The organism is Actinomadura sp. ATCC 39365 (assembly GCF_054392275.1).
The window spans coordinates 4,037,824-4,064,176 of sequence record NZ_CP184335.1; the positions used below are offsets into that span (position 1 = coordinate 4,037,824).

Genomic DNA, 26,353 nt, shown 5'->3' on the forward strand with positions numbered 1-26,353 from the left:
GGAAATGGCCGTCCATAAGACTCGGCGTGGCTGAGAGAAATCCCGAAAGGATCACCGTGAGCTACAAGGCTGAGTACATCTGGATCGACGGCACCGAGCCCACGGCTCTGCTGCGCTCGAAGACGAAGATCCTGGCCGACGGTGCCGAGCCTCCGGTCTGGGGCTTCGACGGCTCCAGCACCAACCAGGCCCAGGGCCACGCCTCCGACCGCGTGCTCCGCCCGGTGTTCACCTGCCCCGACCCGATCCGCGGCGGCGACAACGTGCTCGTCCTGTGCGAGGTCGAGGAGATCGACGGGCAGGCCCACTCCAGCAACACCCGCGCCCTGCTGCGCCCGATCGCCGAGCGGTACGCCGCCCAGGAGTCCTGGTTCGGCATCGAGCAGGAGTACACCTTCTTCAAGGGCAGCCGCCCGCTCGGCTTCCCCGAGGGCGGCTTCCCCGCCCCGCAGGGCCACTACTACTGCGGCGTGGGCGCCGAGGCCGTGTTCGGCCGCGACATCGTCGAGCTGCACCTCGACCGCTGCCTGGCGGCCGGCCTCGCCGTCTCCGGCATCAACGCCGAGGTCATGCCCGGCCAGTGGGAGTTCCAGATCGGCCCGGCCGGCCCCCTCGAGGTCTCCGACCACATGTGGGTCGCCCGCTACCTGCTCTACCGGACGGCCGAGGAGTTCGGCGTCGAGGCCACCCTCGACGCCAAGCCCGCCCGCGGCGACTGGAACGGCGCCGGCGCGCACACCAACTTCTCCACCAAGGCGATGCGCGAGAGCTACGACGCCATCATCACCGCCTGCGAGGCGCTCGGCGAGGGCGACAAGCCCATGGAGCACGTCTCCCAGTACGGCGCCGACATCGAGCTGCGCCTGACCGGCCACCACGAGACCGCCCCGTGGAACAAGTACACCTACGGCGTGTCCAACCGCGGCGCGTCCGTGCGCATCCCGTGGCAGGTCGAGGTGGACAAGAAGGGCTACATCGAGGACCGCCGCCCGAACGCCAACGTCGACCCGTACGTGGTCACCCGCCTGCTGGTGAACACCTGCTGCGAGGCCCTGGAGAAGGCCGGCCAGGTCTGATCCGCCCGCACGCGTGAGAAGCCGCCCCCGGCCACGGGGGCGGCTTCTTCCGTGTCAGATCCGGAACTCCAGGTCCGGGACGATCTCCGCCACGTCCATCTGCGCCTTCTGCAGGCGGCCCGAGAAGTCCCAGTTCATCGCCTGCCAGCGGGTGAACTGGTCGAGCACCCACAGGCCCGACTGGCGGCTGCCGTTGCCCGACTTGCCGTTGCCGCCGAAGGGCAGGTGGGCCTCGGCGCCGGAGGTGGAGTTGTTGACGCTGACCATGCCGGCCGAGATGCCCTCGCGGAAGCGGAAGGCGTGCTTGGGGTTGGTCGTGTAGATCGAGCTCGACAGGCCGTAACCGGGGCGGTTGGCCAGCTCGACGGCCTCGTCCAGGGTGGAGAAGGTGGTCACGCCGACGATCGGGCCGAACGTCTCCTCCAGGAACAGCCGGTCGCCGGGCCGCACGCCGTCGACGATGACCGGGTGGTAGTAGAGGCCGCCGTCGCCGTCGAAGTCGCCGCGCGGGTTGTCCTTGGTGATCCTGCCGGTGCTGCCCGAGACGACCTCGTGGTGGGGCTGGATCCAGGTCAGGTACTCCTCGTACCGGTCGGCGAACTTCTGGTCGAGCAGCGGGCCGGCCAGCACGTCCTGCTCGGGGTCGCCGATCCTGGCCGCACCGGCCGCCCGCGCGAACCGCTCGACGAACTCGTCGTGCACGCTCTCGTGCACGATGACCGTGCCCAGGCTGGTGCAGCGCTGGCCGGCGGTGCCGAAGCCGGAGAACAGCGCGCCCTCGACGGCCAGGTCGAGGTCGGCGTCCGGCATGATCACCATCGGGTTCTTGCCGCCGAGCTCCAGGCACGCCGACTGCAGGTGGCGCCCGGTCAGCTCGCCGACCTTCCGGCCGACCTCGCTCGACCCGGTGAAGCCGACCTTGTGCACGCTGCCCTCCTCCAGGGCCAGCTCCAGCCCCGCGAAGGTCTGCGCGCCGTCGGCGAAGACCACGTTGAGCACCCCGTCGGGCAGCCCCGAGGCGGCGAACAGCCGGTACATGGCCTCGGCGGAGGCGGCGGCGTACTCGGCGGGCTTCCACACCACGGCGTTGCCGCACAGCAGCGCGGGCACGAGATACCAGGACGGCACGGCCACGGGGAAGTTGCCCGCCGTGATCACCGCGGCGACCCCGACCGGGTTGCGGAACGTGAACAGGTTCTTGTCCGGCATCTCCGACGGAACGGTCTGCCCGTAGAGCCGGCGGCCCTCGCCCAGGAAGAAGTCGCAGGTGTCGACGATCTCCCGCACCTCGCCCAGCGCCTCAGCGTACGGCTTGCCGATCTCCCGGGTGACCAGGCGGGCCAGGCTCTCGGCGTTGGCCTCGACCAGCCGCCCGATGGAGGCGATCACCCGGCCGCGCACCGGCGCCGGCACCTTGGCCCACTCGCGCTGGGCCTCCTTGGCGGTGCGGCAGGCGGCGGCGAACGCGGCGGCGTCGGCCAGGCCGACCCGGGCCACGACCTCGCCGGGGCGGGCGGGGTTGGTCGACTCGTACACGCTCTCGCCGGTGGTGTCCTTCCCACCCACGATTGACACGATCTGACGGCTCACCGGTGGCCTCCTCGTAGTTCCTCCGGACAGACAATCATCTCGCCGGAAAAAACCCAAGAAACCCGTCAGCGTGCGATTCTGTGTGCGGTTCAGCGTGCGGGGCTGCCGAGCACCTCGCGGATCACGTGCCGGGCGTTGGCCGCCATGGCCGGGTTGGTGTCCTTGTAGTAGGGGAGCTGGATGAGCGCCATGGACAGGGCCCGGCCGCGGCCGCGTGCCCAGGTGGCGTCGTCGGCGCCGAGCGCGGCCCGGAAGGCCTCGCGGGCGGCCGGCGGCAGCAGGTTCCAGGCCGGGATCAGGTCGCAGGCCGGGTCGCCCGCGCCGGCCGTGCCCCAGTCGATGACCCCGCTCAGCCGCCCGTCGCGGACCAGCAGGTTGCCCGGCATCAGGTCGGCGTGCACCCAGACGGGCCCGCCTCGCCATTCGGGCGCGCTCAGCGCGTCCTGCCAGGCGGCCGTGGCGGCGGCGGTGTCGATCAGGCCGTCGAGCTCGCCGATCGCGGCCCGGGTGGCCTCGTCGAGGCGGGACAGCGGGCCGCCCCGATAAGCGTCGGGCGCGCCCGCGGGCTCCACCTCGCGCAGCGCGGCGACGAACGCCGCCAGGTCGGCGGCCAGCGCCTCCCCGCCGGAGAGCGCCCCGGCCTCCGGATTGTCGCCGTCGAGCCACCGGCACACCGACCACGGCCAGGGGAAATCCTCGCCCGGCAGGCCCTGGCCGAGCACCGAGGGGATCGGGACGGGCAGCGCGGGGGCCAGCAGCGGCAGCCACCGCCGCTCCCTGGCGACGTCGCCGACGCCCTGCCTGACGCGCGGCAGACGGACGGCCAGGTCGTCGCCGAGCCGGAAGACCGCGTTGACGGTGCCGGCGGAGGGGAAGCGGCGCAGCGGGAGACCGGCCCACCGCGGGAACTGCGCGGTCAGCAGCCGCCGGACGAGGGCCTCGTCGATGTCGGCCTCGTCCGCGTGCATCCTGCCGCCCATGCGCATCCCCCTCGGTCCGTACGATCCGCGGGGGCCATGTCAGCGGACCGGGGGCGGGCGCGTCAAGTCGTTATTGCCGCCCTCACCAGGACCTCGTCGGCACCGGGCCGCCGTCGCCGAGCTCGTGCCGGGCGTCACTGGACAGCCGGCCGGCCAGGTCCGCCAGCGCCCGCGCGACGGCCAGCTCGTCCCCGACCTCGGGCATGGACGGGTCGGCGGGGTTGCGGCGGGCGTGGCCCGAGCCCTCGACCCGCGTGCCGTCCGGGACGGTCAGGACCGCCCGCGCCGAGGTGTCGTCGCCGTCCTCGGCGAGACTGATCCGGACCGTCCACTCCTTGGCTTCCATGGCTCGCCTCCTCCCGCGTACGGCTGCCCGGACACACGGCGGTAAACCGGATGGACCGGCTACGGGCGGCGCGGGCGGCGCCACCGGTCGTTGGCGCGGATCCAGGCCGCGTCCCAGTCGGCGTACCTGCGCCGGTCCAGCAGCCGGCGCAGCGCCGCGACGGCCCCCAGGACCACCAGGAAGGCCAGCACCTGGACGAACGCCGCCATGCCCACGCCGCGCAGGACCACGTCGGTGCGGCTCGGCGGCGGCGTCGTGGGGTCGCCCGCACGGTCGATCCACAGGGGGACGGTCGCGCCCGCCCGCGTGCCGGCCGGGACCTGGACGTGCCCGGTCCTGGCCACCCCCGCCGGGGTGGTCCAGCTCGCCGGGACCATGGTGGTCGCCGCCTCGCCGAACGACGGCCGCACGGGCCGCGGCTCCCGCAGCGTCGTCGCGGTCACCTGCTGCCGGAAGCCGGGGCCCACGCGGGCCTCGCGCAGGCCGCCCTCGTAGGTGACCCGGCCGGCCAGCACGGCCGGCCAGACGCTCAGCAGCACGAGGAGCACCGCCACCGCCAGCCCGGCGCTCTCCAGCCGGTCGGAGCGGCGGCGCAACGGGTTGCGGTCCGGCCGGTGCCTGCGGATCCGCAACAACGCGGCGTTCATGACGGCCCTCATCGCGCACCTCCCACGGTCACCTTTCCTCCTTCCCGCAGAAACGGCCGGTAGCCCGCGCGCGGGCAGCCGCCGCGCCGGTCAGCTCCAGGGCGCCGTGGGGTACCAGATGAGGTCGCGGCGGGCCAGGATCCGGACGTCCCAGTACAGAAGCGTGAAGACGCCGGCCACGACCAGCGCCGCACCGGTGATGAGGGCCAGGCGGGTGGGGGTGGCGGTCAGCCAGCGGTGCGCGCGGCCCCCGGTGGCCAGGGCGAGCAGCACGAACAGGACCGCCATGACGACGATGTTGCCGGCCGACTGCAGCATGAACGCCAGCGCCCCGTACAGGGGGTTGTGGCTCTCGGCGGCGTCCCGGAAGAGCTGGCGGAACAGCGGGAACGGGCGGCCGATCAGGAAGCCGCCGATCAGCGCGCCCATGACGGCCATGCGGGCCCTCGGGTGGCGGGCCAGCGGGTCGGGCAGGTAGCCGAGCGCGGCCAGGCCCAGGTAGAGGAAGGCCAGCCCGATCAGCCCGAACGTGACCATCGCCTGGACCAGGCCGGGGGACAGGGTGCCCGGCGCGGGCCTGGCCGTGGCGAACTGCGGCATGGCGGTGCCGACGATCCCCACCACGACGCCGTACGCGCCGGACACGGCCAGCGCGCCGGCCGCCAGCCAGCCGAGCGGGCGCAGCGTCCCGCGGATCCGTTCGCCGACCGACGGCCTGGCCCCGACCAGGGGCCCGACCGCGCCGAGCGCGGCGATGTTGCAGGCGGTGAACGAGCCCGCCAGGCCGGAGGCGAAGGCGAACACGATGCCGGAGAGCGTCCCGGCGATGGGGGTGGCGTCGGCGTCGCGGCCGAGCATCGTGTCGGCGACCGTCGAGCCGATCGTCTGGTCCACGAACTCGGCCGACCACACGACGGTCAGCAGGAATCCCGCCAGGGCGCTGAGCAGCAGCACGAGTCCGCGGCGGCGGGCGAGGGCTGGTTCGACGGCGGAGGTCGCGGCGAGGGGCAGGGTCATGGTGGTTCCCCTTCTCGTCCAGCGGGAGGCGGCGCCCGCGCACGGGCGGAGGCCGGGCGTCCCGGGGGGGTGAACGTGTACACGCCGTGCAAGTTCTGTGACGACGGCCTGGACGGTGAGCAGGGCAGGGCGCCAGGCCGGACATGCCGGTTGATGGGAACTCCGAACGGGATATTGCCACGTTTAGCACGAAATTCCGGGTAGATAAAGCGATCTTTCACCGGCCGCCGGCCGTCACACCCTCCTGATCCGCACGCCGTTCCCGTTGACGACCCGCTGCGAGTGCCCGAGCCGGACGGTGAGCCCCGGCATCCCGGCCAGCGGGCTCACGTCGAGGTCGTGGGGCATGAGGAACAGGCTCAGGCTGCGGAGCTGGGGGAGCGCGGCGAGCGGCGAGAGGTCGGTCACGCCGGGACACAGGGCCAGGGTCAGGGAGGAGAGCCGCGTCTGCCCGCGCAGCGGGGTGAGGTCCGTCAGGGTGGGGCAGTGGCGCAGGCGCAGGCGGGTCAGGGAGAACCGGTCGAGCGGCGCGAGGTCGAGCCCGCCGACCCCGTCGAGGGACACCTCCGTGACGGCCGGGCAGGTCCGGGCGGCGGCGTCGAGGCAGGCGCCGGCCTCCGCGACGTCGTCCAGCCACAACCGCTGCAGCCGCCGCATCCCGGACAGGACCGTGCCGGGCAGCGGCAGGCCCTCGCGCCTGACGTGCAGCGACTCCAGCTCGTCCTGCCGGGCGAGCGGCGCGTGCCAGGAGTCCCGATCGTCGTCGAGCAGGTCGAGGGAGAGCTTGTTCAGGCGGGGCAGCCGGTCGAGGAAGGCCGGATCGTCGAGCCGGACTCCCCACAGCCCCAGGTCGCGCAGATGTCGCGACTTGTCCAGGCAGGCCACGTCCACGGCGTGCGGCTCGCTGTAGAAGTACAGGCCGAGATGGGTCAGCCGGGGCAGCGACTCCACCCCGTCCAGGGACCGGATCGGGGCGTCCTGCACGCTCAGCGACTCCGTCTGCGGCAGGTCGCGGAGGAACCGCAGGTCGGCGAGGGGAGTGGGTACGGTGACGCGCACGTCTGTCGCCTTCAGCAGGCAGGCGCTGCGGAGATGCCGGGCGCCGGTGAAGGTGACGTCCTCCATGTCGGCCAGGACGCGCCGGGCGTAGACGTCGGCGTCGAAGTACTCCCAGCCCTGGCGAAGCTGCTCCCGTACCTGCCACCGCGGGTCGGACGCGTAGCCGGCCAGGCGGTCCAGGGCCTCCGGGCCGTTGATCAGGAACGTCGTGCGGACCGTCCACGCCGCGCGCTGCACCGGCAGGCCCGTCAGGTCGCGGGGCAGGCGGCGCAGGATCTCCTCGCCCGCCGCCGCCAGCAGGGTCGCCTCCTCCTCCGTACGCGGCGGGATCACCTGCGCCAGGCACGCCTCGACCCGGTCGCGCAGCCCGGCCGGGATCTCCTGGACGGTCTCCAGGCACGCGGCCACCAGCAGCCGCAGCCTGCGGGCGTGCTTGCCGCCCTGGTCGGCGCGGTCCAGCAGGCCGCTCAGCAACTCCCCGCGCAGCCGGCCGTTCGCGTGCCCGGCGGCCATCACCACGACCTCGCGCCACTGGTCCAGGTGGGCCCGCTCGACCGCGGCCTCGACGTCCTCGTCCTCCACGAGCTGCCCGGCGGCCAGGTACTCCTGCACGGTCCGGTGCGCGAAGTCGATCCGGCCGGGCACCGGCTCGCGCAGCACGCCGCTCCTGCGCAACAGGTGTTCCAGCACGTCGGAGGCGGTGTGCGAGACGCGGGTCATCGAGGCGAGCTTCTGCTCGACCCGGCGCAGCGCGGTCGCCTTCGACAGCTCGGAACGGCCCATCGACACCAGACGCCAGGCCAGGTCGCGCAGGATCCACACCTTCTGTCCCGGGTCGAGGGACACGTCGTCGTCGATCCGCCGCTCGGCGTCGCGGCGTTCCAGCAGCAGGCTGAGCACGGCGTCGTAGAAGCCCATCCGGCTGCGCGGGAGCTGGGTGCGGCGGTCGAGGTTGAGCGCGCACAACATGGCGGCCAGCAGCGGGGTCGAGGCCACCACGCCCAGGTGCGGATTGGACTCCATGCGGGCCAGCAGGGCGACCTCGTAGCCCTCCAGCTCGTCGGGCTCGCACGGCAGGCTCGGGCAGTCGCGGATCGCGACGTGCCACTGGCGGATCAGCTCCCGCTGGTCGTCGGGCGTCATCGGCTCCAGCGTCGACGCCGCGAACCCCTCGTCGGCCAGCCAGCGGGCGTCGGCGGCGGTCGGACGGGAGGTCACCACGACCCGCAGCCCCGGATAGGCCGCCAGCAGCCGCGACAACCACTCCCGAACGGCCGGCCGGTGCCGGACGAGCAGCTCGTCCACCCCGTCGACCAGGAGCAGCCCGCGGCCTGAGTCCAGCACGCGTTCCACCCAGCCGCGCGGCATGCGCCCGGCGACCTCCCGCGCGACGTCGTCGAGGAAGGCGGCGGGGGCGGGCAGCCGTCCCGACGAATGGCTCCTCAGCTTGATCATCAGCGGCACGCAGCCGTTCCAGGCGGCCAGGTCGCCCGAGAAGCCGCCGCGCGCGGCGGTCACCGCGAGCCAGCGCAGCAACGTGCTCTTGCCCGAACCCGCGTCGCCGCGCAGCAGCGTGAGCCGGGCGCGGCCGAGCGCCGACTCGATGCGCTCGGTGCCGCGCTCGGCGGGGTGCCCGCCGGTGAGCGCGGCGATCGACAGCCGCTCCGGCGCGCGCGGCCCGCGCTCGCCGGAGGAGACGTTGAGGCTGATGTAGGCCATGCTCAGTGACGTGCGCGGGCGGTAGGTCTCCACCCGGACGCCGAACAGCTCGACCTCGTCGAGGGTGCGGCTGGCGAAACCGAGGTAGAGGCGTTCGAACGCGGCGTCGTCCTGGGTGCCCTCCGGGGCCTCCAGCGTGCGCTGCGGCAACCTGGCGAGCAGCCGTTCCACGCCCTCGGCCAGGCCGCTGAGCCTGCCCAGCGTCTCGGTGGCGGCGCGCGGCACGTACTGGGGGAGCTGCCGCATCAGGCCGACCAGGCAGTCGACGGACTCGGCGAGCAGGACGGCGTACAGGCGGTCCTCGGCCTCCCCGAGGCGCGGTTCAGGGAGGGCGGCCAGGATGCGCTCGGCCAGCTTGGCCGGGTCGGCGTCGGACTCGAACAGCGCCTCGTCCGACAGGTCGGCGGTGCGCAGCGCGGCCACGGTCTCCAGCAGGACGGCGGCCCGCGAGGACTCGTCGAGCCCGCGGAACTCCTGCTCGATGAGCCGCGACAGCCGGCCCTCGACGGCCAGCGCGATGCCCTGGAGCTGGTTGTCGATCTTCCGGGGCGCCAGCCGGTCGCGAAAGCCGCTCTGGACCAGGTCCTTCAGCTCACTCGTCCGGTCTTTGCGCGCGGCCCGGACGGCCAGCCATTCGCGCATGGCGCGCTCGGCGACGCTCTTCCCAGCGGCGGTCAGGGCCGCCTCGATGCCCGGCATGCCTTCTATATAAGACGATCTTTACGATCACGCGGTGAAATCGGCGAAGTCGAACCCCGGCGACACGACACAGCTCACCAGCACCGCCTCGTCACCCGCCGGGCGCGCGGACTGCCACACGCCGCCCGGCACGACCGCCTGCGGCACCTGCCCCCGCTCGACCAGCGGCCCCAGGACGACGTCGCGGTCTCCCACGGTCAGGCTCAGCGGGCCGCCCCGGTGCCACAACCACACCTCGTCCGACCTGACGACGTGCGGGACGGACTCCTCGCCCGGCTGGAGCAGGAAGTAGATGCCGGTGGCGCTCGCGCGCGGGCCCGGGTAGCCGTCGGGCCGCACCGTGACGGGCGAGCGCCAGGTCTCGCGGTACCAGCCGCCCTCCGGATGGGGGAGCAGATCGAGCGCGGCGGCCACGGGCGGGCGCTCGGCGAAGCCGACGGGCGCGCCGGTGACGTCGCGCCGCAGGAAACGGGTGCCGTCGAGGACGGCTTGGCCGTCGAGCGCGGCGGCCAGCGCCAGAGCGGCGGCTTCGTCGGCGACCTCGGTGGGCGCGCCGTCGGGATAGATCCTCAGCTCCACATGGCCGATCTTACGAGGGCCTCGCGGTGCGCGGGGACCACGTCCGGCGGACGGGGCCGCTCGCCGCGCGAACTGTCGGTCGGCCTGGCTAGTCTGCGGCAGGTGATCGAACGGTGGAGCCGTGATCAGGTGCTCGCCCTCGCCCCCGACGCGCCGTCCAGGAAGGCGGCTCAGGGGGTGGCCGCGGCGGGCAAGTGGTCCTCGCGCGGCACGACGGGCAGCGTCCTCTACGGCGAGTGCGAGGGCAGCGGGTCCAAGCCCTATCTGGCGTGCGTCGACCTGACCGAGCCCGCCTACCGGTGCAGCTGCCCCAGCCGCAAGTTCCCCTGCAAACACGCGCTGGGCCTGCTGCTGCTGTGGTCGGCCGACGGCGTGCCCGCCGAGGAGGCCGCGCCGCAGTGGGTCACCGAGTGGCTCGACGGCCGCGCCGAGCGCGCCGCCAGGTCCGCGGCCCGCGTCGAGGCCGCTCGGGACGATGCCGCCGCGACCGCGACCGGGACCGGGACCGGCGCAGAAGCGGCCGGGGCGGGGAAGGCGGAGTCGGTGCGGCAGGCGCGGGTGGGGGCCGGGCTGGCGGAGCTGGAGCGCTGGCTGGCCGACCAGATCCGCCAGGGCCTCGCGTCCTCCGCCGAGCACGACTGGGACGGCCTGGCCAAGCGCCTCATCGACGCCCAGGCCCCCGGTGTCGCGGGCCTGGTGTCCCGGCTGACCCAGGTGCGCGCCGACGACGACTGGCCCGGCCGGCTCCTGGAGGAATACGCCCTGATCAACCTCCTCGCCGTCGCCTACCGCCGCCGCGCCGAGCTGCCCGCCCCCCTGGCCGAGACCGTCCGCATCCGCACCGGTTTCCCGGTCACCCGGGAAGAGGTGCTGGCCGGGCCGGCGGTGCGCGACCACTGGCACGTGCTCGGCAGCCGCGACGACGAGCACGACCGGCTGACCGCCCGCCGCGTCTGGCTCAAGGGCCGCGCCACCGGCCGGGCGGCGCTCATCCTCTCCTTCGCCCCGCCCGGCCAGACCCTCGACGCCTCGCTGGTCACGGGCACCACGATCGACGCCGACCTCGCCTTCTACCCGGGCGCCGCCCCCTCCGCGCCCTCGTCGCCACCCGCCACCTCACCGACCCCCTTCCAAGCGAAGGCGCGGTGCCGGCCGAGGTGCCGGTCGGGGTGTCGGCCGGTGAGGCGCTGGAGGAGGTGGCACGGGTGCTGGCCGACGATCCCTGGACCGAGTCGTGGCCGGTGGTGCTGGCCGGCGTCGTCCCCGGCCGCACGGCGGTCGGCGGGCTGCCGCTGCACCCCCGGGCCCGCGACCCCTGGCGGCTGATCGCCGTCTCGGGCGGCCGTCCCGTCACGCTGGCCGCCGAATGGACCCCGCAGGGCCTGCGCCCGCTCACCACCTACGACGACGAAGGAACGGCGGTGCTCCTGTGACCTGGGACGACCTGGCCTCCACGGCCCTGGTGGGCACCGACCGCCGGCCGTACCAGGGAGACCTGCTGGCGGCCGCCGCCGTCGAGACGGCCCGGCGGCGCGCGGGCCGCGGCCCGGTCGAGGCCGCGCCGCCGGCCCCCGCCCCGGCCGAGGAGCTGCCCGCCGTGGGCAGGCGCGCGGCCGGGCGGCTGGTCCGGATCATGAGCGGCGACTACGACCGCCTGCTGCCCGAATGGCTGGCCGCGGCCGCCGCGACCGGCCGAAGGGTGCCCTGCGACGTGCTGCCCGACCTGCTCGAAAGAGGCCGGCGCGACCGCTCGATCCGCGCCCACCTGGGCGTCCTGGCCGGGCAGCGCGGCCGTTGGCTGGCCGGTCTCAACCAGGCGTGGGGCTACCTGCTGGAGGAGCCCACCGGCGAGACCTGGGAGCTCGGCGGCCCCGCCGACCGCCGCGCCCACCTGCGCGCCCTGCGCGCCGCCGACCCCGCCGCGGCCAGGGAGCTGCTGGAGAGCACCTGGGAGCGGGAGACGCCCGACGACCGGGCCGAGTTCGTCGAGCTGCTGGCCGACGGGCTCACCATGGGCGACGAGCCGTTCCTGGAGGCCGCGCTCGACGACCGCCGCCGGGAGGTCCGCCAGGCCGCCGCCAACCTGCTGACCCGGCTGCCCGGCTCCCGCCTGTCCAGGCGCATGGCCGAGCGGGCGCGGGCCTGCGTGTCGATCTCCGGCTCGGCCATCGCCGTCGAGGCGCCCCTGGAGTGCGACCGGGCGATGGAGCGCGACGGCGTGCGTCCCAAGCCGCCGCGCGGCATCGGCGAGCGGGCCTGGTGGCTGCAGCAGATCCTGGCCCGCGCCCCGCTGGGTTTCTGGGGCCGGCCGCCGTCCGGGCTGCTGAAGATGCGCATCCCCGACTGGGACGCCGAGGTGAAGGCCGCCTGGGTCCGGGCCGCGGTGCTGCAGAAGGACCCCGAGTGGGCACGCGCGATGTTCGGCTGGGACCCGATCGCCGACCTGCTCGAAGCGCTCCCGGCCGCCGAGCAGCAGGAGCTCGCCGCGGGCTTCGTCAAGAAGCACGACCTCGACAGCCAGTTGATCATGGTTCTCGGCGGCGTCTCGTCCCATTGGCGGGAGGGCCTGGCCACGGCCGTCCTGCACAAGATCGTCAAGGTGGCGGCCGTCCAGCCGTGGAACCTCGGCGAGCTGGTCAAGCTGGCGGGCGAGCACATCGACCCCGCGCTGTTCCCGCTGGCCGAGAGCTACTCGCCGGTGGCGCCGATCCAGCAGGTCGCCGCCCTCCTGCGTTTCCGTGCCGACATGTACAAGGAGCTCGCATGACCGTCCTGCGTCCCCACGCCGAAGACCAGTACGCCGAGGAGCTGGCCTACCTGGCCAAGGACGACGACCGCCCCCGCCCCCCGGCTGGAAGTTGTCGCCGTGGGCGGTGACCCGCTACATCCTGGGCGACGACGACCGCGTCACCCCCAAATACGTCGGCGCCCGCCGCATTGTCGAGGTCGCCGTGGCCACGCTCGCGACCGACCGCGCGCTGCTGCTGCTCGGCGTGCCCGGCACGGCCAAGACGTGGTTGTCGGAGCATCTGGCCGCGGCCGTCAGCGGCGACTCGACGCTGCTCGTCCAGGGCACCGCGGGCACCGCCGAGGAGGCCGTCCGGTACGGCTGGAACTACGCCAGGCTGCTGGCCGAGGGCCCCTCGTTCGAGGCGCTGACCCCCTCGCCGGTGATGCGGGCCATGGCCGAGGGGCGGATCGCCCGCGTCGAGGAGCTGACCCGCATGCCCTCCGACGTCCAGGACGCGCTGATCACCGTCCTGTCGGAGAAGACGCTGCCGATCCCCGAGCTCAACCGCGAGGTCCAGGCCGAGCGCGGCTTCAACGTCATCGCCACCGCCAACGACCGCGACCGGGGCGTCAACGAGCTGTCCAGCGCCCTGCGCCGCCGGTTCAACACCGTCGTGCTGCCCGTGCCGGCCAGCGCCGAGGAGGAGGTGCACATCGTCGCCCGCCGCGTCACCCAGCTCGGCCGCTCGCTGGAGCTGCCGGAGACCTCCACCGGCCTGGCCGAGATCAGGCGCGTGGTGACCGTCTTCCGCGAGCTGCGCGCCGGCGTCACCGAGGACGGCCGCACCAAGGTCAAGTCCCCGAGCGGCACCCTGTCCACGGCCGAGGCGATCTCGGTGCTCACCAGCGGCATCGCGCTGGCCGCCCACTTCGGCGACGGCGTGCTGCGGCCCGCCGACGTGGCGGCCGGGATCGTGGGCGCGGTGGTGCAGGAGCCGGTCTCCGACCGGGTGGTGTGGCGCGAGTACCTGGAGACCGTGGTGCGCGAGCGTCCCGACTGGCGCGACTTCTACCGCGCCTGCCGCGAGGTGTCATGAGCGCCGTCTCCGTGCTGGGCGTGCGCCACCACGGCCCCGGCTCGGCCCGCGCGCTGCGGCGCGAGCTCGAACGCCTGCGTCCCGACGCGATCCTCGTCGAGGGGCCGCCGGAGGCCGACGCGCTGGTGGCGCTCGCCCCCGACCTGGAGCCGCCGGTCGCGCTGCTCGCGCACGTGCCCGGCGCTCCGGCCAGGGCCGCGTTCTGGCCGTTCGCGCAGTTCTCGCCCGAATGGCAGGCCATCCTGTACGGCGCCGCGGCCGGCGTCCCGGTGCGCTTCTGCGACCTGCCCGCCGCCCACTCCCTGGCCGACGACGAGGACGACGGCGACGAGGAGACCGGCGACGGGCTGCGGGCCGACCCGATCGGCGCGCTGGCCGCCGCGGCCGGGCACGACGACCCCGAACGCTGGTGGGAGGACGTCGTCGAGCACCGCGGCGACACACCCTTCGAGGTGATCGCCGAGGCCATGGCCGCCGTGCGCGAGGGGCACGTGCCGACCGGCCGGGAGGCCAGGCGCGAGGCGTACATGCGCAAGGCGCTGCGGGCCGCGATCAAGGAGGGGTTCGGCACGATCGCGGTGGTCTGCGGCGCCTGGCACGTGCCCGCGCTCGCTCGGCCGCTGCCCCCTGCCGCGGCCGACAACGCGCTGCTGCGCGGCATGCCGAAGGTGAAGGCCGAGCTGACGTGGGTGCCCTGGACGTACGGGCGGCTGGCCTCCTGGAGCGGCTACGGCGCGGGCATCACCTCGCCGGGCTGGTACCACCACCTGTTCACCGCCCCCGACCGGCCGGTCGAGCGCTGGCTCACCGACGCCGCCGCCGTGCTGCGCGAGGAGGGGCTGCCGGTCTCCTCCGCGCACGTCATCGAGTCCGTCCGCCTGGCCGCCACCCTGGCCGGGCTGCGCGGCAGGCCGCTGGCCGGGCTGGGCGAGGTGACCGAGGCGGCCAGGGCGGTGCTGTGCGAGGGCGACGACCTGGCCGTCGAGCTGATCCAGCGGCGGATGGTCGTCGGCGACCGGCTGGGCCACGTCACCGACGGCACTCCGATGGTCCCGCTCCAGCGCGACCTGCGCGAGCAGCGGCGGCGGCTGAAGCTGCGGCCCGAGGCGCTCGACCGGGAGCTCGACCTCGACCTGCGCAAGCCGCTCGACCTGGAGCGCAGCCATCTGCTGCACCGGCTGCGGCTGCTGGAGGTGGGCTGGGGCACGCCGGGGCAGGCGCGCGGCAAGGGCACGTTCCGCGAGTCCTGGACGCTGCAGTGGCGGCCCGAGCACGACCTCGCGCTCATCGAGCACGCCGCCCTCGGCACCACCGTCGCCGCCGCGGCCGCGCGGCGCGCCCGCGACCTGGCCGGGGCCGCGTCGGCGGCGCTCGCCGACCTGACCGCGCTGGTGGAGCAGTGCCTGCTGGCCGACCTGCCGCAGGCGCTGCCCGGCGTGCTCGCCGCGCTGTCGGCCAAGGCGGCGCTGGACACCGACGTCACGCACCTGATGGCGGCGCTGCCCGCGATGGTCCGCGCCCACCGGTACGGCGACGTGCGCGGCACGTCGGCCGAGGGGCTGGCGGTGATCGTGCGCTCGATGCTCGACCGGATCTGCGTCGGGCTGCCGGTCGCGGTCACCGCGCTCGATGACGGCGCGGCGGCCGAGCTGCTCAAGCACGTCGACGCCGTGCACGCCGCCGTCGCCCTGCTCGCCGAACCCCCCACCGGTCCGCCGCCCCCGCGGCACCCCCGCGGCGGCCGACGCGGCTGGTGGGAGCGACGCGGCGGAGGCGGCCGACGAGGGCGGGACGGGCGGCTCGCCGCGCGCCCGGTGGCTGGGCACCTTGCGGGGCATCGCCGACCGGCAGGACCTGCACGGGCTCATCGAGGGCCGGCTGACCCGCCTCCTGCTCGACTGCGGCGAGCTCGCCGACGCGGGCGACCGCATGTCCAGGGCCATGTCCCGGGGGCAGACCCCGGTCAGGGCGGCGGCCTGGGTCGAGGGGTTCCTGTCCGGCGGCGGCCTGCTCCTGGTGCACGACCCGCGCCTGCTGGGCCTGGTCGACGCCTGGCTGACCGCGCTGCCCGCCGACCAGTTCACCGACGTGCTGCCGCTGCTGCGCCGCACGTTCGGCGGCTTCGCAGTGCCGGAGCGGCGGGCCCTCGGCGAGCGGGTGAGCGCGGCGGGCCGCGCAGGCGGCACCGGCACCGGCACCGGCGGCGCGGACGAGCCGCACATCGACGAGCGGCGCGCGGCGGGAGCCGTGGCGACCGTGCTGGCGATCATCGGGAGAGACCGTGGATGAGCGCATGCGCAGGTGGCGGCTGGTGCTCGGGGGCGGCGACGCCGACGGCACCGGCTGCGCCCTGCAGGGTGCCGACGCGCAGATGGACGCGGCCCTGGCCGCCGTCTACGACCACGACGGCCGCGAGGGGCAGAGCCGGCGCGAGGGCGGGCTCGGGGCGTCCGCGCCGCGGGTGGCCCGCTGGCTGGGCGACATCCGCACGTACTTCCCGTCCACGGTCGTCCAGGTCATGCAGAAGGACGCGATCGAGCGGCTGAACCTCACCAGGCTCCTGCTCGAACCGGAGATGCTCGAGGCCGTGGAGCCCGACGTGCACCTGGTCGGCACGCTGCTGGCGCTCAACCGGGTGATGCCCGCGCAGGCCCGCGAGTCGGCCAGGGCGGTGGTGCGCAAGGTCGTCGAGGAGCTCGAACGCCGGCTGGCCGACCGTACGCGGGCGGCGGTGACGGGCGCGCTCGACCGTTCGGCGCGTACCCACCGGCCCAGGCGGGTGGCCGACATCGACTGGGACCGGACGATCCGGGCGAACCTCAAGAACTACCTGCCCGACCGGAACACGGTCGTCCCGTCGCGGCTCGTCGGCTACGCGCGCCGGCAGCGGTCGGTGCAGCGCGAGGTGGTGCTCTGCATCGACCAGAGCGGTTCGATGGCGGCCTCGGTGGTGTATTCGAGCGTGTTCGGGGCGGTCCTGGCCTCGATGCGGTCGCTGAAGACGTCGCTGGTGGTGTTCGACACGGCGGTGGTCGACCTGACCGAGCAGTTGCACGACCCGGTCGAGCTGCTGTTCGGCACCCAGCTCGGCGGCGGCACCGACATCAACCGGGCGATCGCCTACTCACAGGGTCTCATCACCCGCCCGGCCGACTCCGTCTTCGTCCTGGTCAGCGACCTGTACGAAGGGGGCGTGCGCGAGGAGATGCTGCGCCGGGTGGCGGCGATGACCCAGGCCGGCGTGCAGGTGATCGTGCTGCTCGCGCTCTCCGACGAGGGCGCGCCCTTCTACGACCACGACAACGCCGCCGCGCTGGCCGCGATGGGCGTGCCCGCGTTCGCCTGCACCCCCGACGCCTTCCCCGACCTGATGGCCGCCGCCATCGAACGCCGGGACATCGCGCGGTGGGCCGAACGCCACGTCAGCACCTGACCGGCACACGCGAACGGCCGCGGCTCCACCCCCGCCGGGGAGCCGCGGCCGGGTCGGTGCTCAGTGGCCGGCCTGTTCGGGGCGGGCCCTGCGCGGCATGAGGAACGACAGGGCGAAGGTCACGGCCAGCAGCCCGACCTCGACCCAGACGGTCACCTGCATCGCCGAGCCGAAGCTCCACTCGTGCTTGAGCAGGTTGAAGAAGAGCGTGCCGAGCACGGCGGTGCCGAGCGCGCCGCCGAGCTGCTGGACGGCGGTCATCGTGCCCGAGGCCGACCCCGACTCGTGCGGCTCGACGCCGGCCAGCACGATGTCGAAGAACGGCGCCATGGTCAGGCCCATGCCGATGCCGACCAGCGCCAGCCCGGGAGCGAGCTGCCAGACGCCGACGTCGGTGCCGGCCAGCTGGATGGTCACCCCGAGCACGGCCGCGCCGGCGGCCATGACGACCACGCCGATCTGCAGCAGCCCGCGGCCCAGCTTCTCCTGCAACCCGGACATGGCCAGGCCGAAGCCGAGCACGCCGCCGACCGCCTGGGGAAGGCTGGCCAGGCCCGCCTTGAGCGGGCTGAAGTGCAGGCCGGCCTGCATGTAGATGCTGAAGACCAGGCTGAGGCCGATCATGCCGGAGAAGAACGCCAGACCGGCCACCAGGCCGCCGGAGAAGGCCCGCTTGCGGAACAGGCTGGGCGTGACCAGCGGATCCTTGCCGGACGCGGCGCGGCGCGACTCGTACCGGCCGAACAGGGCGAAGACGACCAGCGAGGCGGCCATCGAGACGAACGTCCAGGCGGGCCAGTCGAGCTCGCGGCCCTGGATCAGCGGGTAGATCAGCAGGAACCCGGCGACCGAGACCAGGCCGACGCCGACCAGGTCGAGCCTGGTGGCGTTGGAGAGGCGGAACTCGGGCAGGAAGCGGATGCCGGCCAGCGCGGCGGCCAGGCCGATCGGCAGGTTGATCAGGAAGATCATGCGCCAGCCGGTGCCGAAGAAGTCGGCGTCGACCAGCCAGCCGGCCAGCACGGGGCCGCCGACGGACGAGATCGTCATGACGGGCCCGAACATGCCGAACGCCTTGCCGATCTCCTGCGGCGGGAACATCTCCTTGATGAGCCCCAGCCCCTGCGGCAACATCACGGCGCCGAACAGGCCCTGCAGCACGCGGCTGGCGATGAGCATCTCGGGGCTGCCCGCCACTCCGCACAGCAACGAGGCGGCGGTGAAGCCGAAGGCGCCGATGAGGAACATGCGCTTGCGGCCGAACAGGTCGCCGAGCCGCCCGCCGGTGACCAGGCCGACGGCCATGGCCAGCGTGTAGCCGGCGCCGAGCCACTGCACGAGGCTGTCGCTGCCGCCGAGGTCGGCGCGGATGGTGGGGGCGGCGATCGTGGTGATCAGCGCGTCGAGCAGGTCCATCACCTCGGCGGCCAGGATCACGAAAAGGGCGGCCCAGCGCCACCGGTAGGGCGCGACGGCCTCCGTGGCCTGCCCCGCATTGGTCACTGTCACAGGAACTCCTTCAGAACGCCGTTCTTTTCTACGAACACTGTTCGTTTACGAACACCGTTTTAGTGGCGAACAGTGTTCGTGTCAAGTACAGTGTTCGCCATGGGGAGCAAGGAAGAAGCCGTACCGGTGCCGCCGTGGCGCAAGTCCCGCAAGCAACCGCAGATCAGGCGGCAGCTCAGCCAGGACCTCATCGTCGAGACCGGGCTGCGCGTCCTCGACGCGGAAGGGCTCGACGCGCTCAGCATGAGACGCGTCGCCCAGGAGCTCGACACCGGCCCCGCCTCGCTGTACGCGCACGTGGCCAACAAGGAGGAGCTGCTCGAACTGGTCTACGACCGGGTGCTCGGCGAGATCCGGCTGCCCGAGCGCGACCCCGGCCAGTGGAAGGACCAGCTCAGGGCGTACGCGCTGGAGGTCTACCGGGTGCTGAACAAGCACGCCGACGTCGCCAGGGCGGCCCTGGCGAACATCCCCTCGGGCGGCAACTCGCTGCGCACCGGCGAGTTCGTCTACGGGCTGCTGCTGGAGGCCGGCATGCCGCCGCGCGAGGCCGCCCTGTGCCTCGACCGCCTGTCCCTCTACCTCATCGGCGACGCCTACGAGGGCTCGGTGCACGTCAGCCGGATGCGCGCCGCGGACGTGTCCTCGCCGGAGGAGTACTTCGCCTCCTTCGCCGGCCAGATCGCCGACTACTACCGCGCCCTGCCGCGCGACCGTTTCCCGTACCTGGTCGAGCACATCGACGACCTGATCGCCGCCGACGGCGAGGAACGGTTCCGCTACGGCCTCGAACTGCTGCTCGACGGCATCGAGTCGCGCATGCCTTAGGCCCAATTGCCTAGGCCCCGCGCCCGATGTGCCGGCCCGGGGTTCCTCGTAGCTTTGCAGTCATGACTACGACTGTTGATCCGATCGACGACGTCGCCCCGGCCCCGGCCGGGGTGTTGTCCGCGCAGTACCGGGCGCTCAGCGTCGGCCTGGTCGCGCTCGTCATGCTGGTGGCCTTCGAGGCGATGGCGGTGGCGACCGCGATGCCGATCGTGGCCGGCGACCTGGGCGGCATGGACCTGTACAACCTGGCCTTCAGCGCCACCCTCGCGGCCAGCGTGATCGCGACCGTGCTCGGCGGCAGGTGGAGCGACGTGCGGGGGCCGGTGCAGCCGATCGCCGTCGGCGTGGTCGCCTTCGTGGCCGGGTTGCTGGTCGCCGGGTTCGCGCCCACGATGGAGGTGCTGGTCGCCGGGCGGTTCATCCAGGGGCTCGGCGCCGGATTGATCCAGGTCTCCCTGTACGTGCTGGTCGCCCGGGTCTTCCCCGGGGCCATGCATCCCAAGGTGTTCGCGTTGTTCTCGGCCGCCTGGGTGGTGCCCTCCATGATCGGCCCGGCCATCGCCGGGTTCGTCGTGGAGAACGTGAGCTGGCGATGGATCTTCCTCGGCGTCTCCGCGCTGGTCATCCCCGCGGCCCTGCTGCTGTGGCGCGGCACCGCGGGCCGTGCGGCCGAGCGCGGCTCCGCCGAGCCCGCCCCCGGCATCGGCCGCAAGCTCGTCTGGGCCACGCTGACCGCCGTCGCCGCCGCCCTCATCCAGTACGGCAGCGCCGCGAAGCTGGACGGCCTGCCGCTGCTCGTGGCCGGCGTCGTCCTGCTGGCCGTGGCCCTGCCCAAGCTGCTGCTGCCCGGCTCGCTGCGCGCCGCCCGCGGCCTGCCGACCGCTCCCGTGCTGCGCGGCCTGGCCTACGGCTCGCTCATGGCCGCCGAGGTGCTCATCCCGCTCATGCTGATGAAGGAGCGCGGCCTGACCGCCACCGGCGCGGGCGTCGTCCTCACGGTGGGGGCGCTCGGCTGGTCCACCGGCTCCTGGATCAAGGGCCGCGGCACGATCAGCCACATGGCCGCCATCCGCGGCGGCGCCGCGATGATCGCCGTCGGCATCGCGCTGGTGTCGCTCGTGCTCGTCGACTCCCTGCCCATCGCGATCGCCTACGTCGCCATGGCCATCTCCGGTCTGGGCATCGGCGCGCTGCACCCCACGGTGTCCGTGCTGGTGCTGGAGATGTCCAAGGAGGGCGAGGAGGGGCAGAACAGCGCGGCCGTGGGCGTCGGCGAGTCGGTGTTCACCGTCGTGGCCGTCGCGGTCAGCGGCGCCCTGTTCACCGCCACCGGCGAGAACTACGCCGTGGGGCTCGGATTCACCGTCGTGCTCGCCGTCCTGGCCGTCGTGCTGGCCCCCCGTTTTGTGCAGTCCGCCAAGGCAGGCACTATGGAAGGGACCGCGTCATAGTGATGAGAACGTCATAGTGCTGAGAACGCTGCCAAACGCATCGGCGTGGATGGCCTTCACCAGGCGCGACGACTCTCTCGTCATGGCTTAAGGGGGGGTTCATGCCGCGAGTGCGGGAGCTGGAGGTCTTCCGGCTGGTCCTGCCGTACGGCGCGAGGTCGGAGAGCCTGCTCGTCAAGCTCACCGACCACGGCGGCATGACCGGCTGGGGCGAGGCCGTCTCGCCGGAGCCCAAAGCCTGGTCGCGGCTGGAGGAGTCGCTGGCCGCGCTGCTGATCGGCGTCGACTGGGAGCACCCCGACGCCGTGCCGAGCGGCGATCCGGCCGTCGACATGGCCTGCTGGGACCTGTGGACCAGGATGCGCGGCGTGCCGCTCGCGCACGCGATCGGCGGCACCCGCACCTCGGTGATGGCCACCGTGCGGCTGGCGCCCGACCCGTCCGTCGAGAGCCTGGTCGCCCGCGTCAACCAGCAGGTCTGCGCCGGTTACGGGCACGTCACCCTCGACATCAGGCCCGGCTGGGACGTCGAGCCCGTACGCGCGGTGCGGCGGGCCTACCCCGCCCTGACCCTGGCCGTCGACGGCGGCAACGCCTACACCGACCTCGGCCAGCTCGTCGCCCTCGACTCCTACGGCCTGGAGGTCATCGAGCGGCCCTTCCCGCTCGGCGACGTCCACGCGCACGCCGCGCTCCAGGACGACGTGGCCGCCTCGGTCGCCGTCGAGGTGCGCTCGACCGCCGAGCTGGACGACTACCTGACCCTGCGCGCCGCCAGGGTGCTCCTGCTGCGCCCCACCGCCTTCCCGTCGTTGTCGGAGGCCCGGCGGGCGCACGACCGGGCCGCCGCCGCCGGCTGGGACATCCAGTGCGCGGGCGGCCAGGGAGCCGGCCTGGCCAGGGCGGCCACGGTGGCGGTCGCGAGCCTGCCCGGCTGCACGCTGCCGTGCGACGTCACCCAGCCGCCGAAGCAGAACCAGATCGTCACGCCGCTGGTCGGCGCGAACGCGGGTGTCATCGCCGTCCCGCTCACCCAGCCCGGCCTGGGCCACACGATCGACGAGACCCGCCTCGGCCGCCTGGCCAAGGAATCCTTCCACGCATGACCGACCCGCAGCACCGCCCCGGAGAGCCGATGACCGAGCGCGACCCCGACGCCGACGCCAGGCGGCTGGCCGCCCGATCGCTGGCCGCCGACGACCCGACCGGCTGGTTCGAGCACCTCTACGCCGAGTCGGCGACCGGCGACGCGATCGTGCCCTGGGACTCGCGCACCCCGCACGTCCTGCTCGCGGAGTGGACCGCCGGACGCGGCCCCGGCGGCGGGCGGGCGCTCGTGGTGGGCGCGGGCCTGGGCGACGACGCCGAGCACGTGGCGGCCCTCGGTCACGCGACGGTCGCCTTCGACGTGAGCGCGTCGGCCGTGCGCCTGGCCCGCGAGCGTTTCCCGGACAGCCCGGTCGACTACGTCACCGCCGACCTGCTCGACCCGCCCGCCGACTGGCGGCACGCCTTCGACCTGGTGGTGGAGATCATGACCGTGCAGGCCCTCCCGGAGGAACTGCACGCCCGCGCCACCGAGAGCGTCGCCGGGTTCGTCCGCCCCGGGGGCACGTTGCTGGTGATCGCCTCCGGCCGCGAGGACGGCGGGCCGGTCGGCGCCCCGCCGTGGCCGCTGACCGCGACGGAGATCGCGGCGTTCGCGACCGGCGGGCTGACGGCGGAGCGGATCGAGGACCTGCGCGACGGCGGACGCCACCGCTGGCGCGCCACCTTCCGCCGCCCCCGCTGACCCCGCTGGTCTTCGCTCCGGCTACGCCGCCTCGTACAGCGTCTCCATGGCCAGCCGCTCGCGCACGGCCAGGTCGTACAGCAGCGCCCCCGCCTGGTCGAGCGGCTGCTGCCGGCCGGTCTCCCCGGCCTGGGCCAGCAGGTCGGCCACCTCGCTCCACTTGGGCGCCAGTGCCATGTACGCCTGGCAGGCCGTCTCCAGGGCCTTGCCGGGCGCGATCGTCTGGGCCTCGGCCAGGAACTCGGTGTAGAGGTTGCGGAAGAACGCGCCGCCCGTGCCGCCCCGCTCCATGAGGTTGGCCGTACGCGTGAGCTGCGCGGTCGGCCCGCGCTCCAGCCAGGTGGGGATGAGCGCGGCGGCCTGCTCGATGCCCCGGTAGCCGACGTTCCGCATCGCCGGGTTGAGGAAGGCGGCGGCGGTGGACCGGACGGCCGCCCTGATGGCGTCCGGCAGGTCGGGCTCGGCGCACGGCCCCAGCGTGTACGACAGGTTGTGCGCCGTCATCGGCCCGGTCGCCGCGCGGGCCCGTTCGAGCGAGTCCAGCGGGACCCGGTTGCGGGTGCCCTGCTGGGCGGTGTCCACGAGGTGGGCGTGGCCCTCGTCGTAGCCGACCATCGCCACGTAGTGGCCGCCGAAGTGGTAGGGCGTCCTGACGTAGTCGAGGTGGAAGCAGTCGAGCCGGATCCCGACGGGGACGCCCTCGTCGAGGTGTCGGCGGACGTTCGACCAGGCCGTGATGGGCGAGGAGGTCTCCTGCGTGTCCAGCGTGAACCCGAGCGCGGCGGCCAGCTTCTCGGTGAGCGCGTGCGGCTTGACCCGCCCGCCGATCAGCGGGACGTCCAGCGAGCCGCTGTCCCAGTAGATGAAGCTCAGCCCCTCGCCCAGCCCGAACAGCATCGCCTCCGACAGCTCCACGCCCGCGTGCCGCAGCAGCGTGCCGGCGGTGGTCGTCTCACAGTGACGCCCCTCGAAGGGCGGGACCAGATCGATGAGCACAAGCCCAGTGTGCAGGATGACCTGCGGATTCACCCGCCGGCCGACCCGGCGTGCCACGGAAAACCGGTGGAAGCACCCCGAGGTGCGCACGGGATGATGGGCGCATGAACACCTTGGTCGCACCTCCTGCCCGCACGGGCGCCGAACGGCTGCCCGATGGCCGCCTCCTGGGCTGGGCCGAGTGGGGGCCGCCGGACGGGAGGCCGGTCCTGCTGTCCCCGGGGGCCGCCACCAGCCGCCGGCTCGGCATGGGCGCGGCGGCGCCCGACGACCTCGGCGTGCGCCTGATCTCCCTGGACCGGCCCGGACTGGGCGCCTCCACCCCCGCGCCGGGCCGCACGTTCGCCGGCTTCGCCGCCGACGTCGAGGTCTTCGCCGGGCTGCGTGGCCTCGGGCGTCCGGCCATGGTGGGCAACTCGCAGGGCGCGCCGTTCGCGCTCGCCTGCGCCGCCGCCGGCGTGACCGGCGCGCTGGCCCTGGTCTCGGCCGCCGACGAGGTGGCCGACCCCCGCTTCGCCGGCGTGCTGCCGGCCGAGCTGCGGCAGTTGACGGACCTGTCCACGCACGACCCGGAGGCCGCCGAGCGGGTCTTCGCGGGCTTCACCCCGCAGGCGATGTGGGATCTGGTGATGGGCGGCAGCCCGGCCTGCGACCTGGCCGTCTACCAGCGGCCCGAGTTCGCCGCCGGATACCGCGAGGCGCTGGGGGAGGCGTTCGCGAAGGGGCCGGGCGGTTACGCCCGCGACACCGTCCTGGCGATGGGCCGCTGGGGCATCGACCTGTCGTCGATCACGGTGCCGGTCGACGTCTGGTACGGCGAGCACGACGCCACCCACTCGCCCGACCAGGGGGAGGGCCTGACCGCCCGCATCCCGGGAGCCGTGCGGCACGTCGTGCCCGGCGCCGGCGGCGCCCTGCTGTGGACGCACCCCCACCGGATCCTGCGCGCCCTCCTGGACCGCCTTCCCGCCTCAGCCCACCGGTGAGTCCTGAGCGAAGGTGATCACCATGTAGCGGCCGTTGGAGTAGCTGACCACCGGCCGGCCGAGCAGCTCGCCGACCTTGCGGGCGACCCCCTGGAACACCTCCACCAGCTCGGCGCTGTCGGCGCTCACCCGGAACCGGCCGTTCTCGGCGAGCTGCTGGGCCACGAGGGGCACGAAGCCGGCCTCGGCCCGCACTCTCTCCTCGGCGTCGAGAGGGGTGTGCCGGACGGCGGGTGAGCTGCCGAGGGGGTGGGACATCGCGAATCTCCTCCAGATTTGCCGGTCCCACCCAGCATGCCATCCGCGACCGGATCGTCAGGGCGTCCGGCTCAACCCGCGCCACATCCCTCGGTGAGCCCCTTGGTCGGCGGCGCGGAGGGCTGGGTGGACGGCTTGCCGGACTTCCTGGGCGAGGAACCGTCCGCGGCCGACGGGCTCGCCGAGGGGGTCGCCGACGGGGTCGCTGAAGCGGCGACGGCGGACGTGGCCGCGGCCGAGTCGCGCACGGCCTTGGCGGTCAGCCGGCGGATCTTGTCCCAGTCGGGGTAGCCGGTGCGGATCAGCGGCGGCACGAACTGCAGGCTCGTCACCTTCGCGTTCTTGACCCTGAGCGCGAGCGGCACCAGGTTGGTCAGCATCGAGCGCGGGATGTCGGTCCTGATCAGCTCCTTGGCGGCCAGCGCGATCCGGTTGAACCGGGCCAGCACGGTCGCCGGGTCGGCCTGGTCCAGCAGCGCGCCGAGCACGCAGCGCTGCCGCCGCATCCGGGTGTAGTCGTCGCTGTAGGTGCGGGAGCGGGCGTACCACATGGCGTCGGCGCCCTTGAGCTTCCTGGTGCCGGCCTTGACCAGGCCCTCGTTGTACTTGCCGAACACCACGTCCTGCTCGACGGTGAGCGTGATGCCGCCGATGGCGTCGATGAGCCGGGCGAAGCCCCACATGTTGACCAGGGCGTACCAGTCGATCTTCAGGTCGAGGGTGTAGCCGATGGTGTCCATGAGCACCTGCGGGCCCTGCTGCCGGCGTCCGCCGAAGATCTCCGGGTGGGCGTCGGCGTACTCCCAGACGCTGTTGAGCAGGTCGCTGCGGCCGCCGCCGGGGTCGGGCGGCAGGCGGAAGCCGCCCGGGAAACGCTGGGCCATGGGCGTGCCGGGGCGGAAGCGCACGTTCTCCAGGTTGCGCGGCAGGCTGACCAGCACGGTGTTGCCGGACTTCACGTCGATGCTGGCCACGTTCATGCTGTCGGTGCGCACGCCGGTGCGGTTGTCGTCGGCGTCGCCGCCGAGGAGCAGGATGTTGACCCGCTCCCGCCCGGCCCACGGGTCCTGCGGCGGCTCCTGCCCGGCCGGTACGGCGGGTTCGGCCGGCTCGGGGCCGGTGAAGATGTCGCCGAGGGTCTGCTGGGATGTCCACACGTACTGCGCGACCAGCCCGAACGGCACCACCACGGCGACGGCGAGCAGCCCCGCGAGGGTGCCGGCCAGGATCTGGCCGTTCTGCGGCAGCCGCCCGGGACGCAGCACCACGAAGGAGTGCACGATCACCGCGAACCAGGCGACGCCCAGCGCCGCGGCTCCGACCACGATCGCGGTCAGCCACGAGTCCTGGGTCAGCGAGCCCAGCAGGTTGTCGGTCGTCAGCACCAGCGCCAGCAGCGCCAGCAGGCCGGCGAAGTAGCACGACAGCAGGATCAGGCCGGCCGTGCGCCGGCCGGCACGCAGATGCGCGGCCCCGGGCGCCAGCGCCGAGAGCGCCAGCCAGCCGAGGACCGCTCCCGCGCTCACCGGTTCCTTACCCTGCACGGCCATCCCCGTTC

At 73.8% G+C, this 26,353-nt stretch carries 22 protein-coding genes and 2 pseudogenes; 13 read left to right on the forward strand and 11 right to left on the reverse strand.

All coding sequences use genetic code 11. From position 1 onward, the window contains the following. Positions 1 to 56: 56 nt before the first annotated feature. Positions 57 to 1,076 carry a glutamine synthetase gene (gene glnII / locus ACNF49_RS20095; RefSeq protein ID WP_357964687.1) on the forward strand — a complete coding sequence of 340 codons (1,020 nt, stop codon included), beginning with the start codon at positions 57 to 59 and terminating at the stop codon, positions 1,074 to 1,076. A 54-nt stretch (positions 1,077 to 1,130) separates the two neighbouring features. Here glnII and ACNF49_RS20100 read toward each other — a convergent pair whose 3' ends face one another. The 7 genes from ACNF49_RS20100 to ACNF49_RS20130 form a co-directional block, all read right to left on the reverse strand. Further along, positions 1,131 to 2,642 (reverse strand): aldehyde dehydrogenase family protein, encoded by a 1,512-nt coding sequence (locus tag ACNF49_RS20100; RefSeq protein WP_482944655.1) that lies wholly within the window; start codon positions 2,640 to 2,642, stop codon positions 1,131 to 1,133. Positions 2,643 to 2,755: 113 nt separating this feature from the next. Then, entirely contained in the window at positions 2,756 to 3,646 is an 891-nt protein-coding gene (locus ACNF49_RS20105) for an aminoglycoside phosphotransferase family protein (RefSeq protein WP_482944656.1), read from the reverse strand. Between the two features lie 82 nt (positions 3,647 to 3,728). Next, entirely contained in the window at positions 3,729 to 3,992 is a 264-nt protein-coding gene (locus tag ACNF49_RS20110; RefSeq protein ID WP_357964681.1) for a DUF1876 domain-containing protein, read from the reverse strand. 59 nt (positions 3,993 to 4,051) lie between these two features. Next, a complete protein-coding gene (locus ACNF49_RS20115; RefSeq protein ID WP_357964679.1) occupies positions 4,052 to 4,651 on the reverse strand; it encodes an Rv1733c family protein in 600 nt (199 codons plus the stop codon). A 78-nt stretch (positions 4,652 to 4,729) separates the two neighbouring features. Then, positions 4,730 to 5,656: a hypothetical protein gene (locus tag ACNF49_RS20120; RefSeq protein WP_482944657.1), complete on the reverse strand. Its 927-nt coding sequence runs from the start codon at positions 5,654 to 5,656 to the stop codon at positions 4,730 to 4,732. A gap of 234 nt (positions 5,657 to 5,890) precedes the next feature. Further along, a complete protein-coding gene (locus ACNF49_RS20125) occupies positions 5,891 to 9,133 on the reverse strand; it encodes an NACHT domain-containing protein (RefSeq protein WP_482944658.1) in 3,243 nt (1,080 codons plus the stop codon). Positions 9,134 to 9,160: 27 nt separating this feature from the next. Then, the gene (locus ACNF49_RS20130; RefSeq protein ID WP_482944659.1) at positions 9,161 to 9,712 is read right to left on the reverse strand and encodes a cupin domain-containing protein; all 552 of its coding nucleotides are present in this window, start codon (positions 9,710 to 9,712) and stop codon (positions 9,161 to 9,163) included. A 102-nt stretch (positions 9,713 to 9,814) separates the two neighbouring features. On the opposite strand from ACNF49_RS20130, the gene ACNF49_RS20135 reads away from it, so the two are divergent. The 7 genes and pseudogenes from ACNF49_RS20135 to ACNF49_RS20165 all read left to right on the forward strand — a co-directional run bounded on the left by ACNF49_RS20135 (position 9,815) and on the right by ACNF49_RS20165 (position 16,972). Continuing rightward, positions 9,815 to 11,038, forward strand: a complete 1,224-nt coding sequence (locus ACNF49_RS20135) for an SWIM zinc finger family protein (protein WP_498702746.1) — start codon at positions 9,815 to 9,817, stop codon at positions 11,036 to 11,038. Further along, entirely contained in the window at positions 10,957 to 11,145 is a 189-nt protein-coding gene (locus ACNF49_RS20140; protein ID WP_482944661.1) for a hypothetical protein, read from the forward strand. The genes ACNF49_RS20135 and ACNF49_RS20140 overlap by 82 nt, the downstream gene beginning before the upstream one ends. Further along, complete coding sequence (locus tag ACNF49_RS20145; protein WP_482944662.1) at positions 11,142 to 12,479, forward strand: DUF5691 domain-containing protein; 1,338 nt, start codon at positions 11,142 to 11,144, stop codon at positions 12,477 to 12,479. The genes ACNF49_RS20140 and ACNF49_RS20145 overlap by 4 nt, the downstream gene beginning before the upstream one ends. Next, positions 12,476 to 13,539 (forward strand): annotated as a pseudogene (locus ACNF49_RS20150) (ATP-binding protein). The gene ACNF49_RS20145 and the pseudogene ACNF49_RS20150 overlap by 4 nt, the downstream one beginning before the upstream one ends. Next, positions 13,536 to 15,107 (forward strand): annotated as a pseudogene (locus tag ACNF49_RS20155) (DUF5682 family protein); the annotation flags it as partial. The pseudogenes ACNF49_RS20150 and ACNF49_RS20155, both read left to right, overlap by 4 nt. A gap of 61 nt (positions 15,108 to 15,168) precedes the next feature. Next, positions 15,169 to 15,828: a DUF5682 family protein gene (locus tag ACNF49_RS20160; protein WP_482945549.1), complete on the forward strand. Its 660-nt coding sequence runs from the start codon at positions 15,169 to 15,171 to the stop codon at positions 15,826 to 15,828. A gap of 4 nt (positions 15,829 to 15,832) precedes the next feature. After that, a complete protein-coding gene (locus ACNF49_RS20165; RefSeq protein WP_357965849.1) occupies positions 15,833 to 16,972 on the forward strand; it encodes a VWA domain-containing protein in 1,140 nt (379 codons plus the stop codon). Positions 16,973 to 17,032: 60 nt separating this feature from the next. Here ACNF49_RS20165 and ACNF49_RS20170 read toward each other — a convergent pair whose 3' ends face one another. Continuing rightward, complete coding sequence (locus ACNF49_RS20170) at positions 17,033 to 18,481, reverse strand: DHA2 family efflux MFS transporter permease subunit (RefSeq protein WP_357964666.1); 1,449 nt, start codon at positions 18,479 to 18,481, stop codon at positions 17,033 to 17,035. Between the two features lie 99 nt (positions 18,482 to 18,580). On the opposite strand from ACNF49_RS20170, the gene ACNF49_RS20175 reads away from it, so the two are divergent. The 4 genes from ACNF49_RS20175 to ACNF49_RS20190 all read left to right on the forward strand — a co-directional run bounded on the left by ACNF49_RS20175 (position 18,581) and on the right by ACNF49_RS20190 (position 22,555). Continuing rightward, positions 18,581 to 19,309, forward strand: a complete 729-nt coding sequence (locus tag ACNF49_RS20175; RefSeq protein ID WP_357964665.1) for a TetR/AcrR family transcriptional regulator — start codon at positions 18,581 to 18,583, stop codon at positions 19,307 to 19,309. Between the two features lie 62 nt (positions 19,310 to 19,371). Continuing rightward, positions 19,372 to 20,763: an MFS transporter gene (locus ACNF49_RS20180; RefSeq protein ID WP_357964664.1), complete on the forward strand. Its 1,392-nt coding sequence runs from the start codon at positions 19,372 to 19,374 to the stop codon at positions 20,761 to 20,763. A gap of 101 nt (positions 20,764 to 20,864) precedes the next feature. Then, complete coding sequence (locus ACNF49_RS20185) at positions 20,865 to 21,869, forward strand: enolase C-terminal domain-like protein (RefSeq protein ID WP_357964663.1); 1,005 nt, start codon at positions 20,865 to 20,867, stop codon at positions 21,867 to 21,869. Next, a complete protein-coding gene (locus tag ACNF49_RS20190) occupies positions 21,866 to 22,555 on the forward strand; it encodes a class I SAM-dependent methyltransferase (RefSeq protein WP_482944663.1) in 690 nt (229 codons plus the stop codon). Before ACNF49_RS20185 ends, ACNF49_RS20190 begins: the two co-directional genes overlap by 4 nt. Before the next feature lie 21 nt (positions 22,556 to 22,576). Here the strand turns inward: ACNF49_RS20190 and ACNF49_RS20195 are convergent, their stop codons facing one another. Beyond that, entirely contained in the window at positions 22,577 to 23,551 is a 975-nt protein-coding gene (locus ACNF49_RS20195) for a BtrH N-terminal domain-containing protein (RefSeq protein ID WP_357964659.1), read from the reverse strand. Between the two features lie 104 nt (positions 23,552 to 23,655). Between ACNF49_RS20195 and ACNF49_RS20200 the strand changes: the two genes are divergently transcribed. Further along, a complete protein-coding gene (locus tag ACNF49_RS20200; protein ID WP_482944664.1) occupies positions 23,656 to 24,537 on the forward strand; it encodes an alpha/beta fold hydrolase in 882 nt (293 codons plus the stop codon). On the opposite strand, the gene ACNF49_RS20205 is transcribed toward ACNF49_RS20200, so the two are convergent. Both ACNF49_RS20205 and ACNF49_RS20210 read right to left on the reverse strand, forming a co-directional pair. Then, the gene (locus ACNF49_RS20205) at positions 24,523 to 24,795 is read right to left on the reverse strand and encodes a hypothetical protein (RefSeq protein WP_357964656.1); all 273 of its coding nucleotides are present in this window, start codon (positions 24,793 to 24,795) and stop codon (positions 24,523 to 24,525) included. The two genes, ACNF49_RS20200 and ACNF49_RS20205, sit on opposite strands and share 15 nt — an antisense overlap. Positions 24,796 to 24,866: 71 nt before the next feature. Then, positions 24,867 to 26,345 carry an LCP family protein gene (locus tag ACNF49_RS20210; protein ID WP_498702750.1) on the reverse strand — a complete coding sequence of 493 codons (1,479 nt, stop codon included), beginning with the start codon at positions 26,343 to 26,345 and terminating at the stop codon, positions 24,867 to 24,869. Positions 26,346 to 26,353: the final 8 nt, after the last annotated feature.

Bases quoted from the DNA above. Each gene is read 5' to 3' on its own strand.
- ACNF49_RS20105 (WP_482944656.1), bottom strand. From the start codon at position 3,646: ATGGGCGGCAGGATGCACGCGGACGAGGCCGACATCGACGAGGCCCTC.
- ACNF49_RS20110 (WP_357964681.1), bottom strand. From the start codon at position 3,992: ATGGAAGCCAAGGAGTGGACGGTCCGGATCAGTCTCGCCGAGGACGGC.
- ACNF49_RS20115 (WP_357964679.1), bottom strand. From the start codon at position 4,651: ATGAGGGCCGTCATGAACGCCGCGTTGTTGCGGATCCGCAGGCACCGG.
- ACNF49_RS20120 (WP_482944657.1), bottom strand. From the start codon at position 5,656: ATGACCCTGCCCCTCGCCGCGACCTCCGCCGTCGAACCAGCCCTCGCC.
- ACNF49_RS20125 (WP_482944658.1), bottom strand. From the start codon at position 9,133: ATGCCGGGCATCGAGGCGGCCCTGACCGCCGCTGGGAAGAGCGTCGCC.
- ACNF49_RS20160 (WP_482945549.1), top strand. From the start codon at position 15,169: ATGACGGCGCGGCGGCCGAGCTGCTCAAGCACGTCGACGCCGTGCACG.
- ACNF49_RS20165 (WP_357965849.1), top strand. From the start codon at position 15,833: ATGCGCAGGTGGCGGCTGGTGCTCGGGGGCGGCGACGCCGACGGCACC.
- ACNF49_RS20175 (WP_357964665.1), top strand. From the start codon at position 18,581: ATGGGGAGCAAGGAAGAAGCCGTACCGGTGCCGCCGTGGCGCAAGTCC.
- ACNF49_RS20180 (WP_357964664.1), top strand. From the start codon at position 19,372: ATGACTACGACTGTTGATCCGATCGACGACGTCGCCCCGGCCCCGGCC.
- ACNF49_RS20185 (WP_357964663.1), top strand. From the start codon at position 20,865: ATGCCGCGAGTGCGGGAGCTGGAGGTCTTCCGGCTGGTCCTGCCGTAC.
- ACNF49_RS20190 (WP_482944663.1), top strand. From the start codon at position 21,866: ATGACCGACCCGCAGCACCGCCCCGGAGAGCCGATGACCGAGCGCGAC.
- ACNF49_RS20200 (WP_482944664.1), top strand. From the start codon at position 23,656: ATGAACACCTTGGTCGCACCTCCTGCCCGCACGGGCGCCGAACGGCTG.
- ACNF49_RS20205 (WP_357964656.1), bottom strand. From the start codon at position 24,795: ATGTCCCACCCCCTCGGCAGCTCACCCGCCGTCCGGCACACCCCTCTC.
- ACNF49_RS20210 (WP_498702750.1), bottom strand. From the start codon at position 26,345: ATGGCCGTGCAGGGTAAGGAACCGGTGAGCGCGGGAGCGGTCCTCGGC.